Source organism: Cryobacterium arcticum, from assembly GCF_001679725.1.
Lineage (GTDB): Bacteria > Actinomycetota > Actinomycetes > Actinomycetales > Microbacteriaceae > Cryobacterium > Cryobacterium arcticum_A.
Map to the genome: position 1 here is coordinate 1,659,529 of NZ_CP016282.1, position 19,443 is coordinate 1,678,971.

At 69.9% G+C, this 19,443-nt stretch carries 20 protein-coding genes; 12 read left to right on the forward strand and 8 right to left on the reverse strand.

Annotated features, from left to right (window positions below; all coding sequences use genetic code 11):
- Nucleotides 1-42: 42 nt before the first annotated feature.
- The 3 genes from PA27867_RS07345 to PA27867_RS07355 are packed head-to-tail and all read left to right on the forward strand — an operon-like array spanning nt 43 to nt 3,436.
- The gene (locus tag PA27867_RS07345; protein WP_084020840.1) at nt 43-1,260 is read left to right on the forward strand and encodes a pyridoxal-phosphate-dependent aminotransferase family protein; all 1,218 of its coding nucleotides are present in this window, start codon (nt 43-45) and stop codon (nt 1,258-1,260) included.
- Nucleotides 1,257-2,594 carry an allantoate amidohydrolase gene (locus PA27867_RS07350; protein ID WP_066594876.1) on the forward strand — a complete coding sequence of 446 codons (1,338 nt, stop codon included), beginning with the start codon at nt 1,257-1,259 and terminating at the stop codon, nt 2,592-2,594. The genes PA27867_RS07345 and PA27867_RS07350 overlap by 4 nt, the downstream gene beginning before the upstream one ends.
- Nucleotides 2,591-3,436 carry a MurR/RpiR family transcriptional regulator gene (locus PA27867_RS07355; RefSeq protein ID WP_236900867.1) on the forward strand — a complete coding sequence of 282 codons (846 nt, stop codon included), beginning with the start codon at nt 2,591-2,593 and terminating at the stop codon, nt 3,434-3,436. The genes PA27867_RS07350 and PA27867_RS07355 overlap by 4 nt, the downstream gene beginning before the upstream one ends.
- Nucleotides 3,437-3,570: 134 nt before the next feature.
- On the opposite strand, the gene PA27867_RS07360 is transcribed toward PA27867_RS07355, so the two are convergent.
- Entirely contained in the window at nt 3,571-4,323 is a 753-nt protein-coding gene (locus PA27867_RS07360; protein ID WP_066594882.1) for a nucleotidyltransferase family protein, read from the reverse strand.
- A gap of 216 nt (nt 4,324-4,539) precedes the next feature.
- Here PA27867_RS07360 and uraD point away from each other — a divergent pair, with 216 nt between their 5' ends.
- Together uraD and uraH are read left to right on the forward strand one after the other, a co-directional pair.
- Nucleotides 4,540-5,091, forward strand: coding sequence for a 2-oxo-4-hydroxy-4-carboxy-5-ureidoimidazoline decarboxylase (gene uraD / locus PA27867_RS07365; protein ID WP_066594884.1), 552 nt, complete (start codon nt 4,540-4,542; stop codon nt 5,089-5,091).
- Complete coding sequence (uraH, locus tag PA27867_RS07370; protein ID WP_066594886.1) at nt 5,088-5,432, forward strand: hydroxyisourate hydrolase; 345 nt, start codon at nt 5,088-5,090, stop codon at nt 5,430-5,432. The genes uraD and uraH overlap by 4 nt, the downstream gene beginning before the upstream one ends.
- Nucleotides 5,433-5,444: 12 nt before the next feature.
- Here the strand turns inward: uraH and PA27867_RS07375 are convergent, their stop codons facing one another.
- The 3 genes from PA27867_RS07375 to PA27867_RS07385 form a co-directional block, all read right to left on the reverse strand.
- The gene (locus PA27867_RS07375) at nt 5,445-5,975 is read right to left on the reverse strand and encodes a hypothetical protein (protein ID WP_066594888.1); all 531 of its coding nucleotides are present in this window, start codon (nt 5,973-5,975) and stop codon (nt 5,445-5,447) included.
- A 519-nt stretch (nt 5,976-6,494) separates the two neighbouring features.
- Nucleotides 6,495-7,220, reverse strand: a complete 726-nt coding sequence (locus PA27867_RS07380; protein ID WP_066594890.1) for an SOS response-associated peptidase — start codon at nt 7,218-7,220, stop codon at nt 6,495-6,497.
- Between the two features lie 69 nt (nt 7,221-7,289).
- Nucleotides 7,290-7,739, reverse strand: coding sequence for a bleomycin resistance protein (locus PA27867_RS07385; RefSeq protein WP_066594892.1), 450 nt, complete (start codon nt 7,737-7,739; stop codon nt 7,290-7,292).
- A 207-nt stretch (nt 7,740-7,946) separates the two neighbouring features.
- Here PA27867_RS07385 and PA27867_RS07390 point away from each other — a divergent pair, with 207 nt between their 5' ends.
- Entirely contained in the window at nt 7,947-8,462 is a 516-nt protein-coding gene (locus PA27867_RS07390; protein ID WP_066594894.1) for a DinB family protein, read from the forward strand.
- A gap of 31 nt (nt 8,463-8,493) precedes the next feature.
- Here the strand turns inward: PA27867_RS07390 and PA27867_RS07395 are convergent, their stop codons facing one another.
- From PA27867_RS07395 to add, 4 genes are all read right to left on the reverse strand, one after another.
- A complete protein-coding gene (locus PA27867_RS07395; RefSeq protein ID WP_236900868.1) occupies nt 8,494-9,921 on the reverse strand; it encodes an amidohydrolase family protein in 1,428 nt (475 codons plus the stop codon).
- Between the two features lies 1 nt (nt 9,922).
- A complete protein-coding gene (gene pucL / locus PA27867_RS07400) occupies nt 9,923-10,831 on the reverse strand; it encodes a factor-independent urate hydroxylase (RefSeq protein WP_066594898.1) in 909 nt (302 codons plus the stop codon).
- Between the two features lie 74 nt (nt 10,832-10,905).
- A complete protein-coding gene (gene allB / locus PA27867_RS07405; protein WP_066594899.1) occupies nt 10,906-12,288 on the reverse strand; it encodes an allantoinase AllB in 1,383 nt (460 codons plus the stop codon).
- A 154-nt stretch (nt 12,289-12,442) separates the two neighbouring features.
- Entirely contained in the window at nt 12,443-13,474 is a 1,032-nt protein-coding gene (add, locus tag PA27867_RS07410) for an adenosine deaminase (RefSeq protein ID WP_066594900.1), read from the reverse strand.
- 334 nt (nt 13,475-13,808) lie between these two features.
- On the opposite strand from add, the gene PA27867_RS07415 reads away from it, so the two are divergent.
- From PA27867_RS07415 to PA27867_RS07440, 6 genes are all read left to right on the forward strand, one after another.
- Nucleotides 13,809-14,894, forward strand: a complete 1,086-nt coding sequence (locus PA27867_RS07415; protein ID WP_066594901.1) for an ABC transporter substrate-binding protein — start codon at nt 13,809-13,811, stop codon at nt 14,892-14,894.
- A gap of 160 nt (nt 14,895-15,054) precedes the next feature.
- Nucleotides 15,055-15,897, forward strand: a complete 843-nt coding sequence (locus tag PA27867_RS07420) for an ABC transporter ATP-binding protein (RefSeq protein WP_066594903.1) — start codon at nt 15,055-15,057, stop codon at nt 15,895-15,897.
- Nucleotides 15,897-16,700, forward strand: coding sequence for an ABC transporter permease (locus PA27867_RS07425; RefSeq protein ID WP_066594904.1), 804 nt, complete (start codon nt 15,897-15,899; stop codon nt 16,698-16,700). Before PA27867_RS07420 ends, PA27867_RS07425 begins: the two co-directional genes overlap by 1 nt.
- Nucleotides 16,697-17,560, forward strand: a complete 864-nt coding sequence (locus tag PA27867_RS07430; RefSeq protein ID WP_236900870.1) for an ABC transporter permease — start codon at nt 16,697-16,699, stop codon at nt 17,558-17,560. Before PA27867_RS07425 ends, PA27867_RS07430 begins: the two co-directional genes overlap by 4 nt.
- 2 nt (nt 17,561-17,562) lie before the next feature.
- Nucleotides 17,563-18,765, forward strand: a complete 1,203-nt coding sequence (locus PA27867_RS07435) for an XdhC family protein (protein WP_066594905.1) — start codon at nt 17,563-17,565, stop codon at nt 18,763-18,765.
- A gap of 153 nt (nt 18,766-18,918) precedes the next feature.
- Nucleotides 18,919-19,413 (forward strand): DUF7144 family membrane protein, encoded by a 495-nt coding sequence (locus tag PA27867_RS07440; RefSeq protein WP_066594907.1) that lies wholly within the window; start codon nt 18,919-18,921, stop codon nt 19,411-19,413.
- Nucleotides 19,414-19,443 lie beyond the last annotated feature (30 nt).

Here is a 19,443-nt window from a genome sequence, read left to right on the forward strand (position 1 = left end):
GCCATTTCCAGTCTTCCGATCAATCCGCCCTCGCGTCTGCTGATGGGCCCCGGCCCGGTGAACGCCGACCCGCGGGTGTTGCGCGCCATGTCGGCCCAACTCGTGGGCCAGTACGACCCGTCCATGACGGCGTATATGAACGAGACCATGGAGCTGTACCGGGGCGTCTTCAAGACCGCCAACGAACAGACCGTGCTCATCGACGGCACCTCCCGGGCCGGCATCGAGGCCGCGTTGGTCTCGCTGATCAGCCCGGGTGACCGGGTGCTCGTGCCCATCTTCGGGCGCTTCGGCCATCTGCTGCGCGAGATCGCTGAACGCGCCGGCGCCGAGGTGCACGTGCGGGAGATCGAGTGGGGCACCGTATTCACGCCCGCCCAGATCGAGCAGGCTATCCGCGAGACCAAGCCGGCGCTGCTGGCCATCGTGCACGGTGACACGTCCACCACCGTCGCCCAGCCGCTCGATGAGCTCGGCGACATCTGCGCGAGGCACGGTGTGCTCTTCTACACCGACGTCACCGCGTCGCTGGCAGGCAACACCTTCGAGGCGGATGCCTGGGGCTTGGACGCCGTGACCGCCGGCCTGCAGAAGTGCCTGGGCGGCCCCTCCGGCTCGGCCCCCGCCACCTTCTCCCCGCGTGCGGCCCTGGTGATCAACGCCCGCAAGAGCATCGAAGCGGGCATCCGCGAGGCCGGCGACGCCGTGAGCGCGCACCCGATCCGCTCCAACTACTTCGACCTGTCGATGATCTTCGATTACTGGGGTCCCAAGCGGCTCAACCACCACACCGAGGCCACCACCATGCTCTACGGCGCCCGCGAATGCGCCCGGCTGCTCGTGGACGAGGGCATCGACACCGCCGTGGAGCGGCACCGGCTGCACGGCGCCGCCATGCTCGCGGGGGTGCAGGGGCTGGGCCTGGCCGTCTTCGGCGACCTGGAGCACCGGATGAACAACGTCGTCGCCGTGCACATCCCTGAGGGCGTGACCGGGGACGCCGTGCGCGGCGAACTGCTGAACGACTTCGGCATCGAGATCGGCACCTCGTTCGGCCCGCTGCACGGCAAGGTCTGGCGCATCGGCACCATGGGCTACAACGCCCGCAAGGACACCGTGCTCACGACCCTGGCCGCCCTCGAGCAGGTGCTGCGCCGAGCCGGCGCCGGCGTGACCGGTGGTGGCGGGGTCGGCGCCGCCTACGAGGTCTACCAGGATGCGGCTCGAGCCGCATCCGTTGCGGAGACCGGGCCAGCATGAGCGGGCCGGGGGACAGTGCGGGCCTGAACGGGAGCGAGCGCACCAGCGCGGCCGCCGTGCTGGAGCGCTGCGACGAGCTGGCCGGGTTTTCGAGCCTGCCCGACGGCCTGATCGAGCGGGTCTACCTCTCGCCCGAGCACACCGCGGTGAACGCCCTCGCGGCCGGCTGGATGCGTGAGGCCGGCATGACCAGCTGGCAGGACGCGGCGGGCAACCAGTGCGGCCGCCTCGAGGGTGCCACGCCCGGCCTTCCCGCGCTGCTGCTCGGCTCGCACCTGGACACCGTGCCGTCGGCCGGTCGGTATGACGGCATCCTCGGCGTGCTCACGGCCATCGCCGTGGTGGAACGAATCGCGTCCAGCGGCCGCAGCCTGCCGTTCGCCCTGGAGGTCGTGGCCTTCGGCGATGAGGAGGGCACCCGGTTCGGCACCGCTCTGCTGGGCAGCCGCGCCCTGGCCGGAACCTGGCTGGACGCCTGGTGGGAGCTTACCGACGAGGCCGGCACGACCCTGCACGACGCCTTCGTCGCGTTCGGCCTGGACCCGGCCGCCATCGGCGGTGCCGCCCGCACCTCGAACGAGGTCATCGGCTACCTCGAGGCGCATATCGAGCAGGGCCCGGTGCTCGAGGAGCACGACCAGCCGCTCGGCATCGTCTCCTCGATCGCGGGCGCCCGACGCTTCCAGATCACCATCACCGGCAAGGCCGGTCACTCGGGCACACCGTGGACGCACCGCCGCGACGCCCTCGCCGGGACGAGCGAGGCCATCGTGGCCATCGAGAAGCTCGCCCGCGCCGCGGACCTGATCGCCACGGTGGGACACCTCGAGGTGTTCCCTGACGCCGTCAACGTGATCGCCGGCCGGGTCGAGTTCAGTCTCGACCTGCGCGGCCGGTTCGACGCCGACCGTGACCGGGCCTGGCAGCAGATCGAGTCCCTGCTGGAGGAGATCTGCGCGACCCGCGGCCTGCACGTCGCGGTCGACCAGACCCATGCGGCGCCCGCCGCGCACTGCAGCGACCGGCTGCGCGGGGTCATCGCCGCCGGCATCCGTGCCACGGATGCGTCGACCGAGAACCCCGAACCGCTTGAGCTGTTGTCGATGGCGGGGCATGACGCCATGGCCGTCGCCCAGATCACCGAGATCGGCATGCTGTTCGTGCGCTGCGCCGGGGGAGTGAGCCACCACCCCGACGAGTCGGTCACCGAGGCGGACGTGGCCCGGGCACTGGACGCCTTCGAGGCGGCGGTGCTCGAGCTGGCGGCGCACCATGATGCCGGACAGCGTGACGACGGAGAGCAGGACACCGGACGGCACGAGGCGCAGGCATGACCATGAACATCGGGCAGCGTATCGACGGCCGCTACGGTGAGCTGTCGCCGCAGGAACAGCGCGCCGCGGACTTCATCCTCGACCACATGAGCGATCTCGCCGTGTACAACGCGTCGGAGCTGGCCCGCCTCAGCGGGGTGTCCAAGGCCACGGTCTCGCGGCTGTTCCGCCGTCTCGGCTTCCAGGACTCGGCCGAGGTGCGCGAGCACGCCAGGGCCCTCCGCAGCTTGGGGGCCCCACTCGGCGGTCCAGGGGCATCCGCCGGGACGCCCTCGCGGCTGGCGGCGCACGCCGAGGCCGAACACGACAACCTGCGGCGCCTGCTGCTGACCCTGGAGGACGGCCGGCTGGACGCCGCCGCCCGACTGGTGCACTCGGCCCAGAACGTGGTGATCGTGGGGCTGCGCAACAGCTACCCGCTGGCCCTGCACCTGCGCCAGCAGCTCGTGCAGGCCCGCGACCACGTGCGGCTGGCCCCCTTGCCCGGCCAGTCGCTCGGCGAGGAACTCGCGGGGCTCGGGCCGCGCGACGTGGTGGTGTTGATGGGCTTTCGCCGGCGGGTGGCCGGATTCGGCGATATCGTGGCCGCGATCCGCCGCCGCGACGTGCCGCTGGTGCTGATCGCGGACTCCTCGGCGCGCAAATACTCCGACCAGGCCACGCACTGGCTCGAATGCCCGGTCGACTCGGTCTCCGCGTTCGACAGCTACGCCACCGCGATGAGCCTGGTGAACCTGCTCGCCACCGGAGCGATGGGTGCGCAGGTGCGTGAGAGCCGAACCCGGATCGCAGCGATCACCAGCGTCTACGAGGACCTCGACGAACTCGAAGCGCCGTGGTGACGTGCGCCTGGTGAGACCGTGAGCCCGGCGCAGCATGACCGGCCGACGCAGCATGACCGGCCGACGGTGATGGCGTCGGCGTTGGTGTCGGAGCTTGTGACGGGAGCGGGGTTCCGCTGTGCCTCGCGTGGCCGTTACGCCGATTCCGGCGTATCCACGTCGTCGCCGGTGCCCAGGTCGTCGCAGGGCACCGCCAGCACGCCGTGGGTCACGAGGTACGGCCGTGCGCCGGTGTCGCCGCTCAGACTCGATCGCAGCAGCGCCCAGTGGCTGCGGCCGATGACCACCGGATGCCCGGGCCGGCCGCCGAAGTGCGCCTGCCTGAGGGTCTGCGGCGTCACACCACCCGATCGAGCGGATCTGCCCGCGAACGCGGTTGCGCCCTCCGTCGATGCCCCGCCCGCTGACGCAGCGCGAATCGGCTGTGCCGAGCCAGCGCTCGTGCCCGAGGCCGCCGTGCTGGAGCTCCCCGCCACATCGATCTCGCCGATCAGCCGTGCCACCGTCGCCGCGTCGAGGTCGGGAACATCCACCGGCACCATCGCCACGGCCGTGACCGCCGGTTCGGACTCCTGCAGCGCGGCCAGCCCGGCGTCCAGCGACGCCGCCAACCCGTCGGCCCAGCGGTCGGCATGCACGACGACCAGTCGGTCCGGGCTGTCGAACCGGGCGGTGGAGTCGCGCAGGAGCTCCTCGGCCTCGGCCCCGCCCGCGCCGAGAACCACCAGCACCGGATCGCAGCCTCCGGCTTCGAGCGCACGCGCGGCTCGGACGAGCCAGGACACACCGGTTCCGTCGACCGCCAAGGCCTTCGGTCCGCCGTACCGGGAGCCCGCGCCCGCGGCCAGGAGCAATCCCGCCACCCGGCGGTCTCTGTCGGTCTGCATGCCAGCCATGGTACGGGGTGCGCACCGGAACCCGGTCGGGTTGCTATCCGATCACCGCTCCCTCGCCACCTCAACCCGTGCCCGCCCTGGTGTCTACACCCGCGTTTCGATCACCCGCGCTGTCCCCACCCGCACAGCTCCCACCCGCACCGCTCCCACCCGAACAGCTCACACCCGCACCGCTCCCACCCGAACCGTCACCGCCCGGAGGCACCCATGACCACGATCCCCACCGGCGACGAGCTGCGCGACATCCTCCGGGCCTGCCTGGCGGTTGGCCGGTGGGTGGACGAGGTTGCCGCCCAAGCGCCGTTCGGCTCGGTCGCCGGCCTGGTTGAGACGGCGCGGACCGCAGCCACGCCGCTGACCCGGGCCGAGATCGACGAGGCCATGGCGGAGCATCCGCGGATCGGCGAGAAACCGCGGGGCACCTCGCGCGCCGCGGGATTCTCACGCAGCGAGCAGGCCTCGGCAGACGCGGATGACGCGGGCCTCGCCGCGGCTCTCGCGGAGGGCAATCGCGTCTACGAGGAGCGGTTCGACAGGGTGTTCCTCATCCGTGCCGCCGGGCGGACCCGCCAGGAGATCCTGACCGAACTGCACCGCCGGGTGGACCTGGACGATGACACCGAGGCCGCCATCGTCGGCTCCGAGCTGCGGGACATCGCGCTCATCCGTTTGGGAGTTCTGGCCGTGCAGTGGCAGGATGTCTCGGTGCCCGAAACCGACGCCTCCGACTCCGCAACGCCATCGGGCGATCCCCGATGAGTCCGCGCAGCCACATCACCACCCACGTGCTCGATGCCGTGACCGGCCGGCCCGCCGTCGCTGTGGGTGTTCGTCTCGAACAACAGGTGAGTGACAACTGGCATGATCTGGCGTCGGCGCAGACCGACTCCGACGGACGTATCGGCGACCTCGGGCCTGAAGCCGTGTCGGCCGGCCGCTACCGCATCACCTTCGACACCGGAAGCTACTTCGCCGCTCGTGACCAGGCCACGTTCTACCCCCAGGTGACCATCGTCTTCGAGTTGGGCGACGAGTCCGCCCACTACCACGTGCCCCTGCTCCTGAGCCCGTTCGCCTACTCCACGTACCGCGGCAGCTGAGCCGGCGGCCGGTCAGTCCGCCGTCGCCCGGGCCGACTCATCGGCCGGAACCCGGGCCTCGAGCTTCTTCATCAGCACGGAGGCGGGCAGTAAGGCCAGCCCGAGCGGAACGATGACGTTGCGCAGCGGACTGACCACGAGGTTGAGGGCGTCGAGCGCGATGCTGGGGCGTCCCTGCGCAACGAGCGAGCTCATCCAGCTGTCGAGGGAGGCTCCCACCAACAGGCCGGCGAGGGTGAGGACGACACCCGTCCAGAACACCCCGGCGGCGGTGATGTGGGTGGCCGGATGCGCCCGTGAGATCGTTCCGCGCTCGATGAGCCGTGCCACGAAGGAGGCGGCGACCGTCCAGGTGCCCAGTGGCACGAGCAGCACCAGGGCGACGGAGAACGATTCGAACCACCAGCTGGTGGCGAGGGACTGCAGCGAGTTCGGGTCGGTGACGCGGTAGACGAGGTCTCGGGCGAGCTGGAGGAGGACGCTGGCCGCCACCAGCCCGATGCCGATCCACAGGAGTGCGCGGGCTGAGAGGTTCGCAGGCATGGTGTCCGATCTGTCGAGCGACGCTTGCGGTGGGCGGCGTGGGTAGGCAGCGCGAGCGATAAGTGCAGGTCAATACGGGAAAGCTCAGGCTGATATGCCTGTTGGTATGCCCAACCTAGTGCCCGAGACAGGCGGCGTCGAGCCCCAGTGGGGCTGCGGCGGTTCGACGTCACAGTTCAGAACGGCGGCGGGTCCTCGGGCGGATCGCTCGCCCCGGATGGCGCCGGCGATGAAGGCGGGCCGGACTCTGGGTCGGCTGCCGGTGACGTTCCCGGCGGTGGTAGCGGTGGTGGTGGTCTGAGGTAGATGTCGGGGTGGGTGCGGTGGGTGAGTCCGTCGGGGGAGGTCCAGCGGAGGACGCCGCCGGGTTTCTTGCTCGACCTGCCAGAGGGTTTGGTGTTTGAGGCGGTGGTGGAAGGCGCAGAGGTGGGTGAGGAGCTGGATGAAGCTGGGTCAGTGGACGGCGATCTCTCAGGTGGTTGTGGAGGAGAGGGTGTGGCCAGCATCCGCCCTGACGGGCTAGGTCGTCAGCGGGTCGATCAAGGTCGCATCCTGTGGGTCGATGGCCCGCACGCTGTTCACCCGGCGGTCGACGAGGCGGGTATGCATGGTGGCGGCCACGGCGGTCGATGTGCGGTCGAGCAGGTCGAGCATGGCCTGTCGTTTGGCCGCCGATTCGGCTCGGTCTGCGGTGGTGATCGACTGCGGGTTCAACCAGGTCGACCAGGTGTCGGGCTCCAGGAAGGCCGGCATCCGGTCGTGCACCTCGCCCGAGGCATCCCGCGCCTCGCGGGTCACGACGGCGAAGACCCGGGACCACTGCCCGTCGGCGTCCTTGGACGCCCAGCTCACGCCCGCCGCGGCCAGCAAGCCGTCGCCGTGGATGAAGTGCGGCTGCTTCGCGCCCTTCTCCCCGGTCCACTCGTAGTAGCCGAGCATGGGCACGATGCACCGCGCGTTGGAGAACGCGCCCACCCAGAATCGCTGGTCGAGCTTCTCCAGCCGGGCGTTGATGATCGGGCCGCGGCGAGGCTGGCCGGCCGGCTGCGGCCAATCCCAGGTCGCGAGGGTGACCTCCCTGGTGGGTGCATCAGCTCCCTCCGGCTGCCACTCGCGCACGATGGGCGCCGGGTCGGTCGGGGCGATGCTGTAGCTGGGCCGCCAGTCGCCGGCGCGCCCGCCGGCGGCCACGAAGTCCCGGATCAGATCGTCAACGTCTTCGTTCATAGCAAATCGTCCGCACATGAGGGCGAGGGTACTCCGTGGGCGCCGTGGAGTCACGAGGCCGACACTTCCGGCGACCCACCGACCGAGTCAGGACGCGGGGCTCAGTCGGGACGAGAAGCGCACCAGGTAGCCGTCCGGATCCTGCACCAGGAACTGAGCGACACCGGCCTGGGTCTCGCCGGTGTCGTACCACTTGGTTTCCGGCGCCATGAACAGCGGCCAGTCGGCGGCGGCCAGGCTGTCCACCAGCACCGAGATGGCCGGCACCATGATCTGGAAGTTGATGCCGCGGCCGAGGGGCCGCTCCAGCGCGCCGGGGATCCAATTGCGTCCCGCTCCGACCTGCTCGAGCATCAGGTGCGCGGTACCCGAGCGCAGGTAGGCGAAGCCCTCGAGCGGGCGGTCGTAGAGCACCTCGAAGCCGCAGAGCGTGACCCAGAAGTGCAGGCTCGTGGCCAGGTCGGTCACCAGCAACTCGGGAACCAGATCGGGTGAGACCTCCGACGCCGGAGGCGGAGTGGCGGCGGGAGAGGTCATGCCTCCCAGTATGGCGGCGCCCCGGGAAGGTCCCGCCGCAACGGCACCGGCACCGGCCCGATCACCATCGACAGTGCCACTCCCGCAGACCTGGCGAGAACTGTTCCCAGAACGGACGAATGGTCCCAGCGCACTGGGCGCACGTGTCCGATCGGGAAACAGTCGGGTTCGATCGATCCCGGGGATGGGCTGTGGAAGGCTGGGGGCATGACGCGCACCGACCCTCCTCACTCCGCCGACGAGCGCACCCTGCTGGACACCTTCCTCGACTACCAACGGGCCACCCTGCTGATGAAGACCGAGGGGCTGGACCATGCGCAGCTCAACACCGCTTTGGCGCCATCGTCGCTCACCCTGGCCGGGCTGCTCAAGCACCTGGCTTATGTGGAGGACCGCTGGGTGCAGTCCAGGTTCCTCGGGCGCTCCGATGCCGAGTTGGAGCCGTGGGGGAGCGCGCCCTGGCACGAGGACCGGGACTGGGAGTTCACCAGCGCCGCCGCGGACGACCCCGAGGAGCTGCGGGAGCTGTACCGGGCCGCCTGCGAGCGCAGCCGCCGTGCGACGGCGGGCCGCGGCCTCGACGAGCTGGTCGCGACGCCCGGCCGGGACGGCGAGCGGTGGAGCCTGCGCTGGATCCTGCTGCACCTCATCGAGGAGACCGCCCGGCACTGCGGCCACGCCGACCTGATCCGCCAGGCCATCGACGGCACCGTCGGCGAGTAACTGTTCCCGCACGGGGAACAGTCGCGGCGGGTCAGGGGGCGGTGACGCGGCGCCCGCGCACGAAGACGCCCGTGATGGCCGGCTGGCGGAGGGCCATCAGCAGGGCGAACAGGGTCTGGTCGGTGGCCATGGCCTCGTCGTCGGCGCGGATGCCGTTGGCCAGCACCGCCGCGAGCGGCTCCCACTTGTCGGGTTCGATGAGCAGGAAGTCCGCATCCTTGCCCACATCGAGGTTGCCGTAGCGCTCCTCCATGTCGAGCGCCCGGGCGCCGGCCAGGGTGGCGGTGAACAACAGCTCGGCGGGGCTGATCGACAGCCCGGCGTCACCCGGCTCGGACAGGTGCACCTTGAAGCAGTCGTTGAGCACCCGGCTCATGAGCCACTCGTCGCCGGCACCGATGTCCGAGCCCAGCGCCACGTTCACACCGAAGCCCGTGGTGCGGGTCCACGGCATGGTGCCCGAGCCGAGGAACTGCTGCGAGGTGGGGCAGTGCGCGATCGACGAGCCGGTCTCGGCCAGGCGGGAGAGCTCGTCGTCCTCGCAGTGCACGGCGTGCGCCAGGATGCTGCGGCGCCCGAGCAGGCTCGACCCGCCCACCGCGGAGCCGGGCAGGAACTTCCCGTCGTAGGTGTCCAGGTAGTTCTCCACCTGGTAGATGGCTTTGACCACGTCGATCTCGCCGGTCTCCGGGCGGTTGTTCTCGTTGAGATGGCTGTGGAAATAGACCCCGTCGCCGCGCACCCCGTCGTAGAGCTCACCGAGTGCCGCGAGGGTGTGCGGCGTGACCGAGAGGCTGAACCGGGGCACGACGGCCACCTGCAACAGCGCCGTGCGGGAGTCCCCGGTGTCGCGCGCGTGCCAGCGGGAGATCTCATCGCTCACCAGGTCGAGGGCATGGGCCTCCGAGGTGATCAGGGCGCTGGCCGACTCCGGCCCGACGGTCTGGATGCCACGACCGCTGACCAGGCGTAGCCCGGCCCGTTCGGACTCGGCGAAGAGCGCGTCCTGAGCGTGCGGGAAGGCCGAGCCGAACACCAGGGCGCTCGTGGTGCCGGCCGCCGTGCGCCGGCGGGTGAAGTCGCGGGCGATCGCGGCCGCGAAGTCGTCGTCCTGCAGCCGGGTCTCGGCCGGGAACACGCAGTTGTCCAGCCACTCCAGCAGCTGCCCGCCGCCGTAGGCATCCGTGGAGTAGGTCTGCGGAAAGTGGATGTGGGTGTCGACGAAGCCCGGCAGGATGAAGCCGCCGCGGGTGTCGGTGACCGGGAGGCCCTCGAAGCCGGCGGGCAGGTCGGCGGCCCGGCCGACCCAGGCGATGGTGCCGTCACCGGCGGTGACCAGGGCGCCCTGCGGCAGCGAGACCAGGTGGGCGGGCGCCTCGGCGAGGGTGGGGGAACCGGCGATGTGGAAGACGTGGCCGAGGTAGACGTGGCCCAGGGAGCCGGCGGGTTGTGCGCTCACGCTAGACCAGCCCGGTGTAGGAGTCCCAGGCGGGGCCGGCATCCGTGGCGTCGTCGTGCAGAACTGCGGCCTGGATGAGCCCGTACGGCCGGTCGGCGGCGTGGTAGACCTCGTTGTTGTTCTCCACGCCGAACGGCGAGAGGTCGTAGAGGAAGTGGTGCTTGTTGGGTGCGGACAACCGGATCTCGGCGATGTTCGGGTAGGCCTCGAGCACCGCCTGGCCCATCTTGTAGAGCGTCTGCTGCAGGGCCAGGGAGTGCACCACGGCGAACTGGGTCTTGAGGATCGCGGCGATGCCCGCGTAGGTGGCCTCCCAGTCGACGTCGGTGTGGTCGGTGAAGCGCCAGCCGGCCGTGAGCGACGTGGCCATCACCCGGTCGTTGGTGGGCTGCAGCAGCGTGTACGGGTCCTGCATGAAGCCGGAGAACTCCGACCCGGTGGACTTGAGCAGGATCAGGTCCTTGAGGCCGCCGACCACCCAGATCTGCTGGTCGTCGCCCGTGCCCTCCACGGAGATCGCCGCCGTGCGCACCTCCTGGCCGCGGCGCACCCAGGTGTGGTCGTGCTCGGTGCCGTCCACGACCACGCGTTCCCAGGCGAATTCCTCGATCTCCACCCGGGAGCCTGCCACCGAGCTGATGTGGTCGACGAAATGCGTGGCGAGGTCGAGTCCGTAGCTCTCGATCGAGAGCAGCCCCTTCTCCTTGGCGAAGGAGTACGCGGTCTGCTTCTGGGTGTCGGTGGGCAGCACCTGCAGCTGGTCGCCGGCCAGGTGCGCGTCGGCGAAGTCGCCGTGCAGGGCCGTGGAGACGCTGATGTCGTGGATCTCGTGGCGGGGCGTGTCGCGGTAGATGCGCACGATGCGGTTCTCCGCTTTGCCGTAGCGGTTGGGTCCGAGAACGATCGACATGAGGGCTCCTTCTGATGCGTGATGCGCGATGCGTGCGTCGTGCGTGATGCGGTGATGCGGGTCGTGCGGGTCTCTCAGCGGGCGCGCACCAGCGCGCCTGCCGGGGTCTGGGGGGATGCGCCGGAGTCGTCGAACGCGTAGATCACGTCGCCGGCCAGCCAGGTGGTGTGCACCCGGCCGAACAGGCTCGCACCGTCGAAGGCGCTCACCCGGTTCTTGTGCCGCAGGGTGTCGACGTTGACGGTGAACGTGTCGTCGGGGGCGAAGGCCACGAGGTCGGCGGCCGCGCCGACCTCGATCGCACCGGCGGGCAGCCCGATGAAGCGGGCGGTGGCCGCGGTCATCCAGTGCAGCACCCGGTCGAGGCCGAGGCCGCGTTCCCGGGCCGCCGTCCACACGGCGGGCAGGCTCAGCTGCAACCCGGAGATGCCGCCCCAGGCCAGGCCGAAGTCACCGCCGTGGCCGAGCTTGAGTTCCCGGGTGGCCGGCGAATGGTCGGAGGCGATGAAGTCGATGACGCCGTCCTCCAGGCCCTGCCAGAGCAGGTCCCGGTTGCCGGCGCCGCGAATGGGTGGGCAGCACTTGAACGCGGTGGCACCGTCGGCGATGGTCTCGGCGGCGAAGCTCAGGTAGTGCGGGCAGGTTTCCACGCTGATCGGCAGGCCCTCGGCGCGTGCTGCCGCGAGCCGCGGCAGCACCAGCGCCGAGGAGAGGTGCAGGATGTGGGCGCGCACGCCGGTGCGCCGCACGACGTCGATCACCCGGGCGATCGCGGCATCCTCGGCCGCATCCGGCCGGCTGGCGACGAAGTCGAGGTAGCCGGTGCCGCCGGCGTTCTGGCTGCCGTCGAGCACGGCGGGGTCCTCGGCGTGCACCACGAGCAGGCCGCCGAAGCCGGCGATCTCGCTGCCGGCCGCCAGGAGCTCGGCGGGGGAGAGGTGCGGGAACTCGTCGACGCCGGAGGGGGAGAGGAAGGCCTTGAAACCGAAGACGCCCGCGTCGTGCAGCGGCTCGAGCGAGCCGAGGTTGCCGGGGATCGCGCCGCCCCAGAAGCCCACGTTGACGCTGGACTGGGGCGCCGCGGCCTGGCGCTTGAGCTCGAGCGCCGCCACCGTCGTGGTGGGCGGGATGCTGTTCAGCGGCATGTCGATGATGGTGGTCACGCCGCCGGCGGCCGCCGCGAGGGTGGCGCTCGCGAAGCCCTCCCAGTCGGTGCGGCCGGGTTCGTTGACGTGCACGTGCGTGTCGACGACGCCCGGCTGCAACACCTGGCCGGCCGGGAGGGTGACGTCCCGCACGGTCTCGAGCGTGGCATCCACGGGCTCGATGGCGCGGATGACACCGCCGGTGATCGCCACGGCCGCGGGCACGAAACCCGGTACAGAACGCGGCACCGAACCCGCACCGACACCCTGCGCGGTGAGCACTCGATCCGAGCGGATGACCAGGTCGTACATCGGGTTCTCCTTCTCGGTTCGAGAGCGTCTCCGGGCCTCGTGTGGGGCCACTTCTGTCACCCTAGTGAACTCGTTCAGGCCTCGTTCCGGGGTTCTGAAACCTGTCGGACACACGACATGCGGCGTCGATGAAACACCGACGGGATGCGCGGCCCTATGCCGTCGGGTACCCTGCGACGTAGTCGTCGATGGACGCCAGATAGGCCGCCTTCTCGTCCTCGGGCAACCAAGACGCCTGGAAGGAATTCTTGGCCAGGAGCACCAGCTCGTCGGCGTCGAGGCCGGCCTTCTCGGCCAGCGCCAGGTAGTTGTCGGCCGCGTAGGCACCGAAGTAGGCGGGGTCATCGGAGTTCACCGTGACTAGTACGCCGAAGTTCATCAGGGCCACCATCTCCACGGCCTTCATGTCGGCGGTGACGAAGCTGTTCGACACCGGGCAGCAGGTGAGGCCGAGTCCCCGCTCGCGCACCAGGGTGACCAGCTCAGGGTTCTCCACGATGTTGGTGCCGTGATCGATGCGGTCCACCTGGATGTCTTCGAGTACCTGGCGGATGTTCTCGATGCTGCCGACCTGGTCGATGTCGCAGTGCATGGTCAGCTTGAGTCCGTTCTCCCGGGCGAGGGCGAAGACGGCGGCGAACTTCGCCGGCGGGTTGTCCCGCTCGTCGGAGTCGAGGCCCACCCCGATGAACCGGTCCTTGTAGGGCAGCGCGGCCGTCAGCGTCTCCAGCGCGCTCTCGGCGGAGAAGTCGCGCAGGAAGCAGAGGATGAGCTCGGCGGAGATCCCGACCGCGGCAGCATCCTGCGCGGCCCGGTGGTAACCCACGATCACGGTCTCGATCGGCACACCGCGGGAGGTGTGCGCCTGCGGGTCGAAGAATGCCTCCACCCGGCGCACCCCGTCGGCGGCGGCGCGGCGGAAGTAGGCCGTGGCGAGGTCGTAGAAGTCCTCTTCGGTGACCAGGACGTCCATCGCCGGGTAGTACACGCCCAGGAAGCTCGCGAGCGAGTCGAACTCGTAGGTGGCCCGCACCTGCTCCACCGTGCTCTGGCCGATATCCACTCCGTTGCGCCGGGCCAGCGCGAGCTTGAGCTCAGGCTCGAGGGTGCCCTCGAGGTGCAGGTGCAGCTCCGCCTTGGGCAGGCCGGAGACGAACGCAGAGGTCGGTACGATAGCGGAAGACATTGGGGTTCCTTTCGGGGTGGACTCCGTGACGCTATCACGCCAGGGTATTGCCCGGCCCGAGGGGAATTCCGGCGTTTCATCCCGGCATTTCAGCCGTAATGAGCCGGAAATGTTTCGGTCTTCGGCGCGTCACACACAGCAATTAGTGTTCGAGGCATCCGAACATTTGTTGCAGCGGATGCGACGTGCTGAAACACCGCAATCACACCAGCAGCCTCACAGCAGTACAGCAACACCCACCCACAGCACGACATCAGTACCCCGGGCATCCCGCCCCCAGCACGCCGTTGAGTTCCACGGCAACCCCCCGAGCACCATCGAGAGGAACCGCGTCATGACGCAAGCCCCGCTTTCCCCGTTCACCCGCCGCACTGTCAAGCGCCTCGGCCAGGGCGTGGCCGTCGCCGCCGCTCTCACCCTGCTGCTCACCTCCTGCGCAAGCGACGCCGGCTCCGACTCGGCTTCCGGCGAGGACGCCTCGTTCGGCGACGCGAGCATCCAGCTCTCCTGGATCAAGAACACCGAGTTCATGGGCGAGTTCGTCGCCGACGACGCCGGGTACTTCACCGACGCGGGCTTCGACTCCGTCGACCTGGTTCCCGGCCCGGCATCGGCCGAGGCCGGCGTCATCTCCGGCAACGTCGACCTGGGCATCGGCAACGCCATCTCCACCGGCACCGTCATCGCCGAGGAGGGCGCCCCGCTGAAGATCATCGGCGCGACGTACCAGAAGAACCCCTTCACCATCCTCTCGCTCAAGGGCGTCGGAAACATCGCCAGCCTGGCCGACCTCAAGGGCAAGACCATCGGCGTGCAGGCCAGCAACCAGAGCCTGTGGGACGCGTTCCTCAAGGTGAACGAGATCGACCCGTCCACCATCACCGTGGTGCCGGTGGAGTACGACCCGACCCCGCTGTTCAACGGCGAGGTCGACGGATGGTTCGCCTACCTCACCAACGAGTCGATCGACGCCGAGCTTGCCGGCCTCGACCCGGTCAACCTGCCGCTGGCCGACAACGGCCTGCCGTTCGTCGCCGAGACCTTCACGGCCTCCGACGACGCGATCGCCAACGACCGCGAGAAGCTCAAGGCCCTCCTGGTCGCCGAGATCAAGGGCTGGTCCGACGCGATCAACGACCCCACCGCCGCGGCGACCCTCACGGTCGACACGTACGGCAAGGACCTCGGCCTGACCATGGAGAAGGAAACCCGCCAGGCTGAGATCCAGGCCACCGACCTCGTCGTCAGCGACGACACCGCGGCCAACGGACTCTTCACGATCAGCGACGCCCTGCAGCAGGAATCCCTCAACACGCTGAAGGCCGCGGGCATCGACATCGACGCCAAGTCGCTGTTCGACCTGAGCCTGCTCGCCGAGGTCTACAAGGAGAACCCCGACCTCGTCAAGTACAGCAAGTAGTCTCCGCACCAATCAGTACCGCAGCACCTCACCCGCTGCACGCAACCAGCACCAACTCGCTAGTCGCACCACCACTCGGCATCATTGCGGCACCCGTCTCCTGGAGGCGGGTGCCGTCGGCGATACTGGGTATCCGGTCCCCGACGACGCCCAGTAAGGAATGTACGACGTGAGTACGATCGACACCGGCCCGGCGGCCCCCACTTCGGCCACCACCTCGGGAACCGGGCTGCACATCTCGGAGCTCCACAAGACCTTCTCGGTCGGCCGCAAGGAGGTTGTCGCGCTCGACAACGCCAACCTGCACACCGACAAGGGCAGCTTCCTGTCCCTGCTCGGCCCCTCCGGCTGTGGCAAGTCCACCATCCTGCGCATCCTGGCCGGCCTGGAGAATCCCACCAGCGGCACGACGCGCGTCGACGGCAAGAGCCCCGCCGAGCTCCGCAGCGGCCACGAGCTGGGCATCGCGTTCCAGGACTCCGCGCTGCTGCCCTGGCGAAGCGTGCGCAGCAACATCAAGCTTCCCTTCGAGGTCGCCCGGATGCCGGTCGACGAGGATTACGTCACCGAACTCATCCAGCTCGTGGGCCTCACGGGCTTCGAGAAGGCCAAGCCCGCCCAGCTCTCCGGTGGGATGCGCCAGCGTGTCTCGATCGCCCGCTCCCTGGTGCTCAAGCCCTCGGTGTTGCTCCTCGACGAGCCCTTCGGCGCCCTCGACGACATGACCCGCCAGCGCCTCAACGTGGAGCTTCTGCGCATCTGGACCGAGAAGCCCGCAACGACCCTGATGGTCACGCACGGCATCTCCGAGGCCATCTTCCTCTCCGACCAGGTGGCCGTCATGAGCCCCCGGCCCGGCCGTGTCAAAGAGGTCATCGAGATCGACCTGCCCCGCCCGCGCCTGCCCGAGATGATGCGCACGCCGGAATTCCACGCCCTGCACGACCGGGCCTCCGAACTGCTCTTCGGCGCCGACACCGCCGCGGCCTCCGGAGCACACTGATGCCGGTCACCCGTGGCCTGCCCGGTTGGGCCACCGGCCTGATCGGCATCGTCGTCGTCGTGGCCCTCTGGTGGGTCAGCGCTCTCACGATCTTCCAGAACGCCGGCTCCGTGCCCGGCGGGGCCATTCCCACCCCGGCGGATGTCGTGACGCAGTTCGTCAACGACGGCCTGGGCTTCTACTGGCCGCACATCACGATGACCCTCAGCGAGGCCGCCCTCGGCTTCCTCTGGGGAAACGGGTTGGCGTTGATCCTGGCCGGCCTGGTGCTGATCGTGCCGCGCATCGAGAAGATCGCCCTGCAGATCGCCGTGATCACCTACTGCGTGCCCATCGTGGCGATCGGGCCCATCGCCTACATCGTCATCGGGCCGCCGCGGGGAGACCCGTCCGGCACCGCCGTCTTCCTGGCCGCCCTGTCGGTGTTCTTCACCACCGTGGTCGGCTCCCTCGTGGGGCTCAAGGCGGCCGACCAGGCCAGCCTCGACCTGGTCAGCGTGTACGGCGGCACCAAGTTCACCCAGCTGCGCAAGGTCAGGCTGATCGCCGGCACCCCCAGCGTGCTCAACGCCCTGCAGATCGCGGCCCCGGCCGCCCTGCTCGGCGCGATCCTGGGCGAGTACCTCGGCGGCGCCGAACGCGGACTCGGCCTGGCCATGCTCGCGGCCGGCAACGCCGCCAATGTGGAGCGGGTCTGGAGCCTGGCGCTGGTCGCGGGCCTCCTGGCCGGCATCGGCTACCTGCTCTTCGCCGTGATCTCCCGTTTCGCCACCCCCTGGACCACCGGACGGAGCAGCTCGTGAGCGCCCAGACCCTCGTCACCGGCCAGCCGGCCGTGCTGACCAAGAGCACCGGCGCGCAGGCCCGCGGCCTCGGCGCCTACCTCGGCCGCGCCCTCGGCACCGGCGTGCTCACCCTCGTGATCGTCCTGGCCGCCTGGCAGGGCCTGATCCTGCTGCTGGGCATCTCCCCGTTCATCGCCAAGGGCCCGGCGGATGTCTTCAACTGGCTGTTCACCGTCCCAGCGGCGGCCGAGAACCGGGTGCTGATCCTCACGAACCTCGGGGTCACCCTCACCGACGCCTTCCTCGGCTTTGTCGCCGGCATCCTGGTGGCGCTGGTCCTGGCGACGTTGTTCACCCTGTCGAAGGGCATCGAGCACGCTCTCATGCCCATCGCGCTGCTGCTGCGCAGCGTGCCGCTCGTGGCTTTCGTCCCGGTGCTGATCCTCATCACCGGTCGCGGCCCGTCGATCGCCGTGGTCACCGGAGCGATCGTCGTACTCTTCCCGGCCCTGGTGAACATCGCCTTCGGCCTGCGTTCGGCGTCACCGCAGGTGAGCGATGTCATCGCCGTGTACGGCGGCACCCCGTTCACCGCGCTCCGCAAGGTGGCGCTGCCCAGCTCGCTGCCGTCGTTCTTCGCGGCCATCAAGATCTCGATCCCCGGCGCCATCACGGGCGCCCTGCTGGCCGAGTGGCTCGCCACCGGCCAGGGCCTCGGCTACGGTATCGTCGTGGCGGTCTCCCAGGTGAAGAACTTCGAGGTCTGGTCGTCTGTGGTGGTCATCACCATCGTGTCGATGGTGCTCTACGGCGTGGCGCAGTTCGCCGAGAACCTGGTGCTGCGGCGGATGGGCATGGACCAGAGCGCAGGCAACTAGCCGTGCTCGAGATCGCCGGCGAGCTGCTCGAGGCCCTGGCCCAGGGGCACCGGGTGGCCGTCGCGACGGTCACCCGGGTGCTCGGCAGCGCGCCGCGCACCCTGGGCACGGCCATGGCCGTGACCGACGACGGCGCCGTGATCGGAAGCATCTCGGGCGGCTGCGTCGAGGGAGCCATCTTCGAGAGCGCCCAGGAGGTGCTCGCCGACGGCCGTGGCCGCCTGACCGAATTCGGCGTCACCGACGACGACGCGTTCGCCGTGGGGCTGAGCTGCGGCGGCACCGTCGAGGTGTTCCTCACCGAGTTCGCCCCGGCGGGCCTGCGGAACGCCCTCGCCGACGCCGCACGCGCCCAGCTCGCCCTGGCCGCGGCCGGCCGGGCCGCCGGCCTCGCCCTGGTCGTGGCGGGAGCGGGAGCGGGCCGCATCCTGGTGCCGAACGAACCGGCCGGAACCACCACGGACGACGCCGCCGCCGGCCCGGAGGACGCCGGAGTGGGGGCGGACGGCCCTGACGCCGCCGGGGCGGCCCTGGAGGCGGACGGCCCCGACGACCGAGAGCCGAGCCTGGACCCGGACGCCGAGCGCCGCATCCGTGCCGAGCTCGACGCCCGCATCACACGCGGCGAGACCCACGTCGGCACCGTGGACTGCGACGGCGCGCTGAGCCGGGTGCTCTACCTGGTCGCGGCGACTCCGCCGCGCTGCCTGATCTTCGGCGCGGTGGACTTCGCCGCCGCACTGTCCGCGGCCGCGAGCCTGCTGGGTTACCGGGTCACGGTCTGTGACGCCCGCGCCGTTTTCGCCACCCCCGAGCGATTCCCGGCCGCGGCCGAGGTCGTGGTCGAATGGCCCAGCGACTACCTCGCCCGCACCGACACCGACGCGCGCACCGTGGTCTGCGTGCTCACCCACGACGAGAAGTTCGACCTGCCGTTGCTCGAGACGGCGCTGGGCCTGGACGTGGCCTATGTGGGCGCCATGGGTTCACGGCGCAGCCACGACCGCCGGATGTTGCGCCTGCGCGAGGCCGGTGTCGCCGAGACCGACCTGGCCCGACTGCACTCGCCCATCGGGCTCGACCTGGGCGCCAGCAGCCCCGAGGAGACCGCGGTGTCGATCCTCGCCGAGATCCTCGCCGCCCGATCGGGCGCCACAGGGCTGCCCCTGCGCGACCGGCGTGGACCGATCCACTCGGCCTCCTGACCTCTGGCGGCCACACGCCTCGATTTGTTGGACTCGCTCATCGCCACCGCTCTGACCAGCGGTTTCGTTCCAGCCCTCACCCCATTCGGGGGACGAAACGGGTTCGACTGCGCACTAGCGTGATCGTCGAGTCCATTGAATGGAGGAAGCGAAATGACCAACACACGACAGGCAACCGGTACCACCACCGGGGCCGCCACCGCCCAGAGCTACAGCGCCGACACCGAGGTGTCGGGTTGGACCGGCTGGATCGTCTTCGCCGGCGTCATGATGCTGATGATGGGCGCGTTCCACGTCATCCAGGGCCTCGTGGCCCTGTTCCAGGACACCTACTACCTCGTCGGCAGCGAGGGGCTGGTGGTGCAGGTCGACTACACGACCTGGGGGTGGGTGCACACCATCCTCGGAGCGGTCGTGATCCTCGCCGGCGTGGCCTTGTTGGCCGGGCAGATGTGGGCGCGCGTCGTCGCGATCATCCTCGCCTTCGCCAGCGCCATGGTGAACATCGCCTTCCTCGGCGCCTACCCGCTCTGGTCGATCACCATGATCGCCATCGACGTTCTGGTGATCTGGGCGGTCTCGGTGCACGGCAAGGAAATGAAGGCGGTATCGGCGGGCCCCAGCCGCGCGACCTCCGACGTGGAGTGACCCACCGGCCTCTCCCTCCAGGTCTCTCCG

What these genes read in the sequence shown, in the direction of transcription:
- PA27867_RS07345 (WP_084020840.1), top strand. Translation starts at nt 43, where the DNA reads ATGGGCCCCGGCCCGGTGAACGCCGACCCGCGGGTGTTGCGCGCCATG.
- PA27867_RS07350 (WP_066594876.1), top strand. Translation starts at nt 1,257, where the DNA reads ATGAGCGGGCCGGGGGACAGTGCGGGCCTGAACGGGAGCGAGCGCACC.
- PA27867_RS07355 (WP_236900867.1), top strand. Translation starts at nt 2,591, where the DNA reads ATGACCATGAACATCGGGCAGCGTATCGACGGCCGCTACGGTGAGCTG.
- PA27867_RS07360 (WP_066594882.1), bottom strand. Translation starts at nt 4,323, where the DNA reads ATGCAGACCGACAGAGACCGCCGGGTGGCGGGATTGCTCCTGGCCGCG.
- uraD (WP_066594884.1), top strand. Translation starts at nt 4,540, where the DNA reads ATGACCACGATCCCCACCGGCGACGAGCTGCGCGACATCCTCCGGGCC.
- uraH (WP_066594886.1), top strand. Translation starts at nt 5,088, where the DNA reads ATGAGTCCGCGCAGCCACATCACCACCCACGTGCTCGATGCCGTGACC.
- PA27867_RS07375 (WP_066594888.1), bottom strand. Translation starts at nt 5,975, where the DNA reads ATGCCTGCGAACCTCTCAGCCCGCGCACTCCTGTGGATCGGCATCGGG.
- PA27867_RS07380 (WP_066594890.1), bottom strand. Translation starts at nt 7,220, where the DNA reads ATGTGCGGACGATTTGCTATGAACGAAGACGTTGACGATCTGATCCGG.
- PA27867_RS07385 (WP_066594892.1), bottom strand. Translation starts at nt 7,739, where the DNA reads ATGACCTCTCCCGCCGCCACTCCGCCTCCGGCGTCGGAGGTCTCACCC.
- PA27867_RS07390 (WP_066594894.1), top strand. Translation starts at nt 7,947, where the DNA reads ATGACGCGCACCGACCCTCCTCACTCCGCCGACGAGCGCACCCTGCTG.
- pucL (WP_066594898.1), bottom strand. Translation starts at nt 10,831, where the DNA reads ATGTCGATCGTTCTCGGACCCAACCGCTACGGCAAAGCGGAGAACCGC.
- allB (WP_066594899.1), bottom strand. Translation starts at nt 12,288, where the DNA reads ATGTACGACCTGGTCATCCGCTCGGATCGAGTGCTCACCGCGCAGGGT.
- add (WP_066594900.1), bottom strand. Translation starts at nt 13,474, where the DNA reads ATGTCTTCCGCTATCGTACCGACCTCTGCGTTCGTCTCCGGCCTGCCC.
- PA27867_RS07415 (WP_066594901.1), top strand. Translation starts at nt 13,809, where the DNA reads ATGACGCAAGCCCCGCTTTCCCCGTTCACCCGCCGCACTGTCAAGCGC.
- PA27867_RS07420 (WP_066594903.1), top strand. Translation starts at nt 15,055, where the DNA reads ATGTACGACGTGAGTACGATCGACACCGGCCCGGCGGCCCCCACTTCG.
- PA27867_RS07425 (WP_066594904.1), top strand. Translation starts at nt 15,897, where the DNA reads ATGCCGGTCACCCGTGGCCTGCCCGGTTGGGCCACCGGCCTGATCGGC.
- PA27867_RS07440 (WP_066594907.1), top strand. Translation starts at nt 18,919, where the DNA reads ATGACCAACACACGACAGGCAACCGGTACCACCACCGGGGCCGCCACC.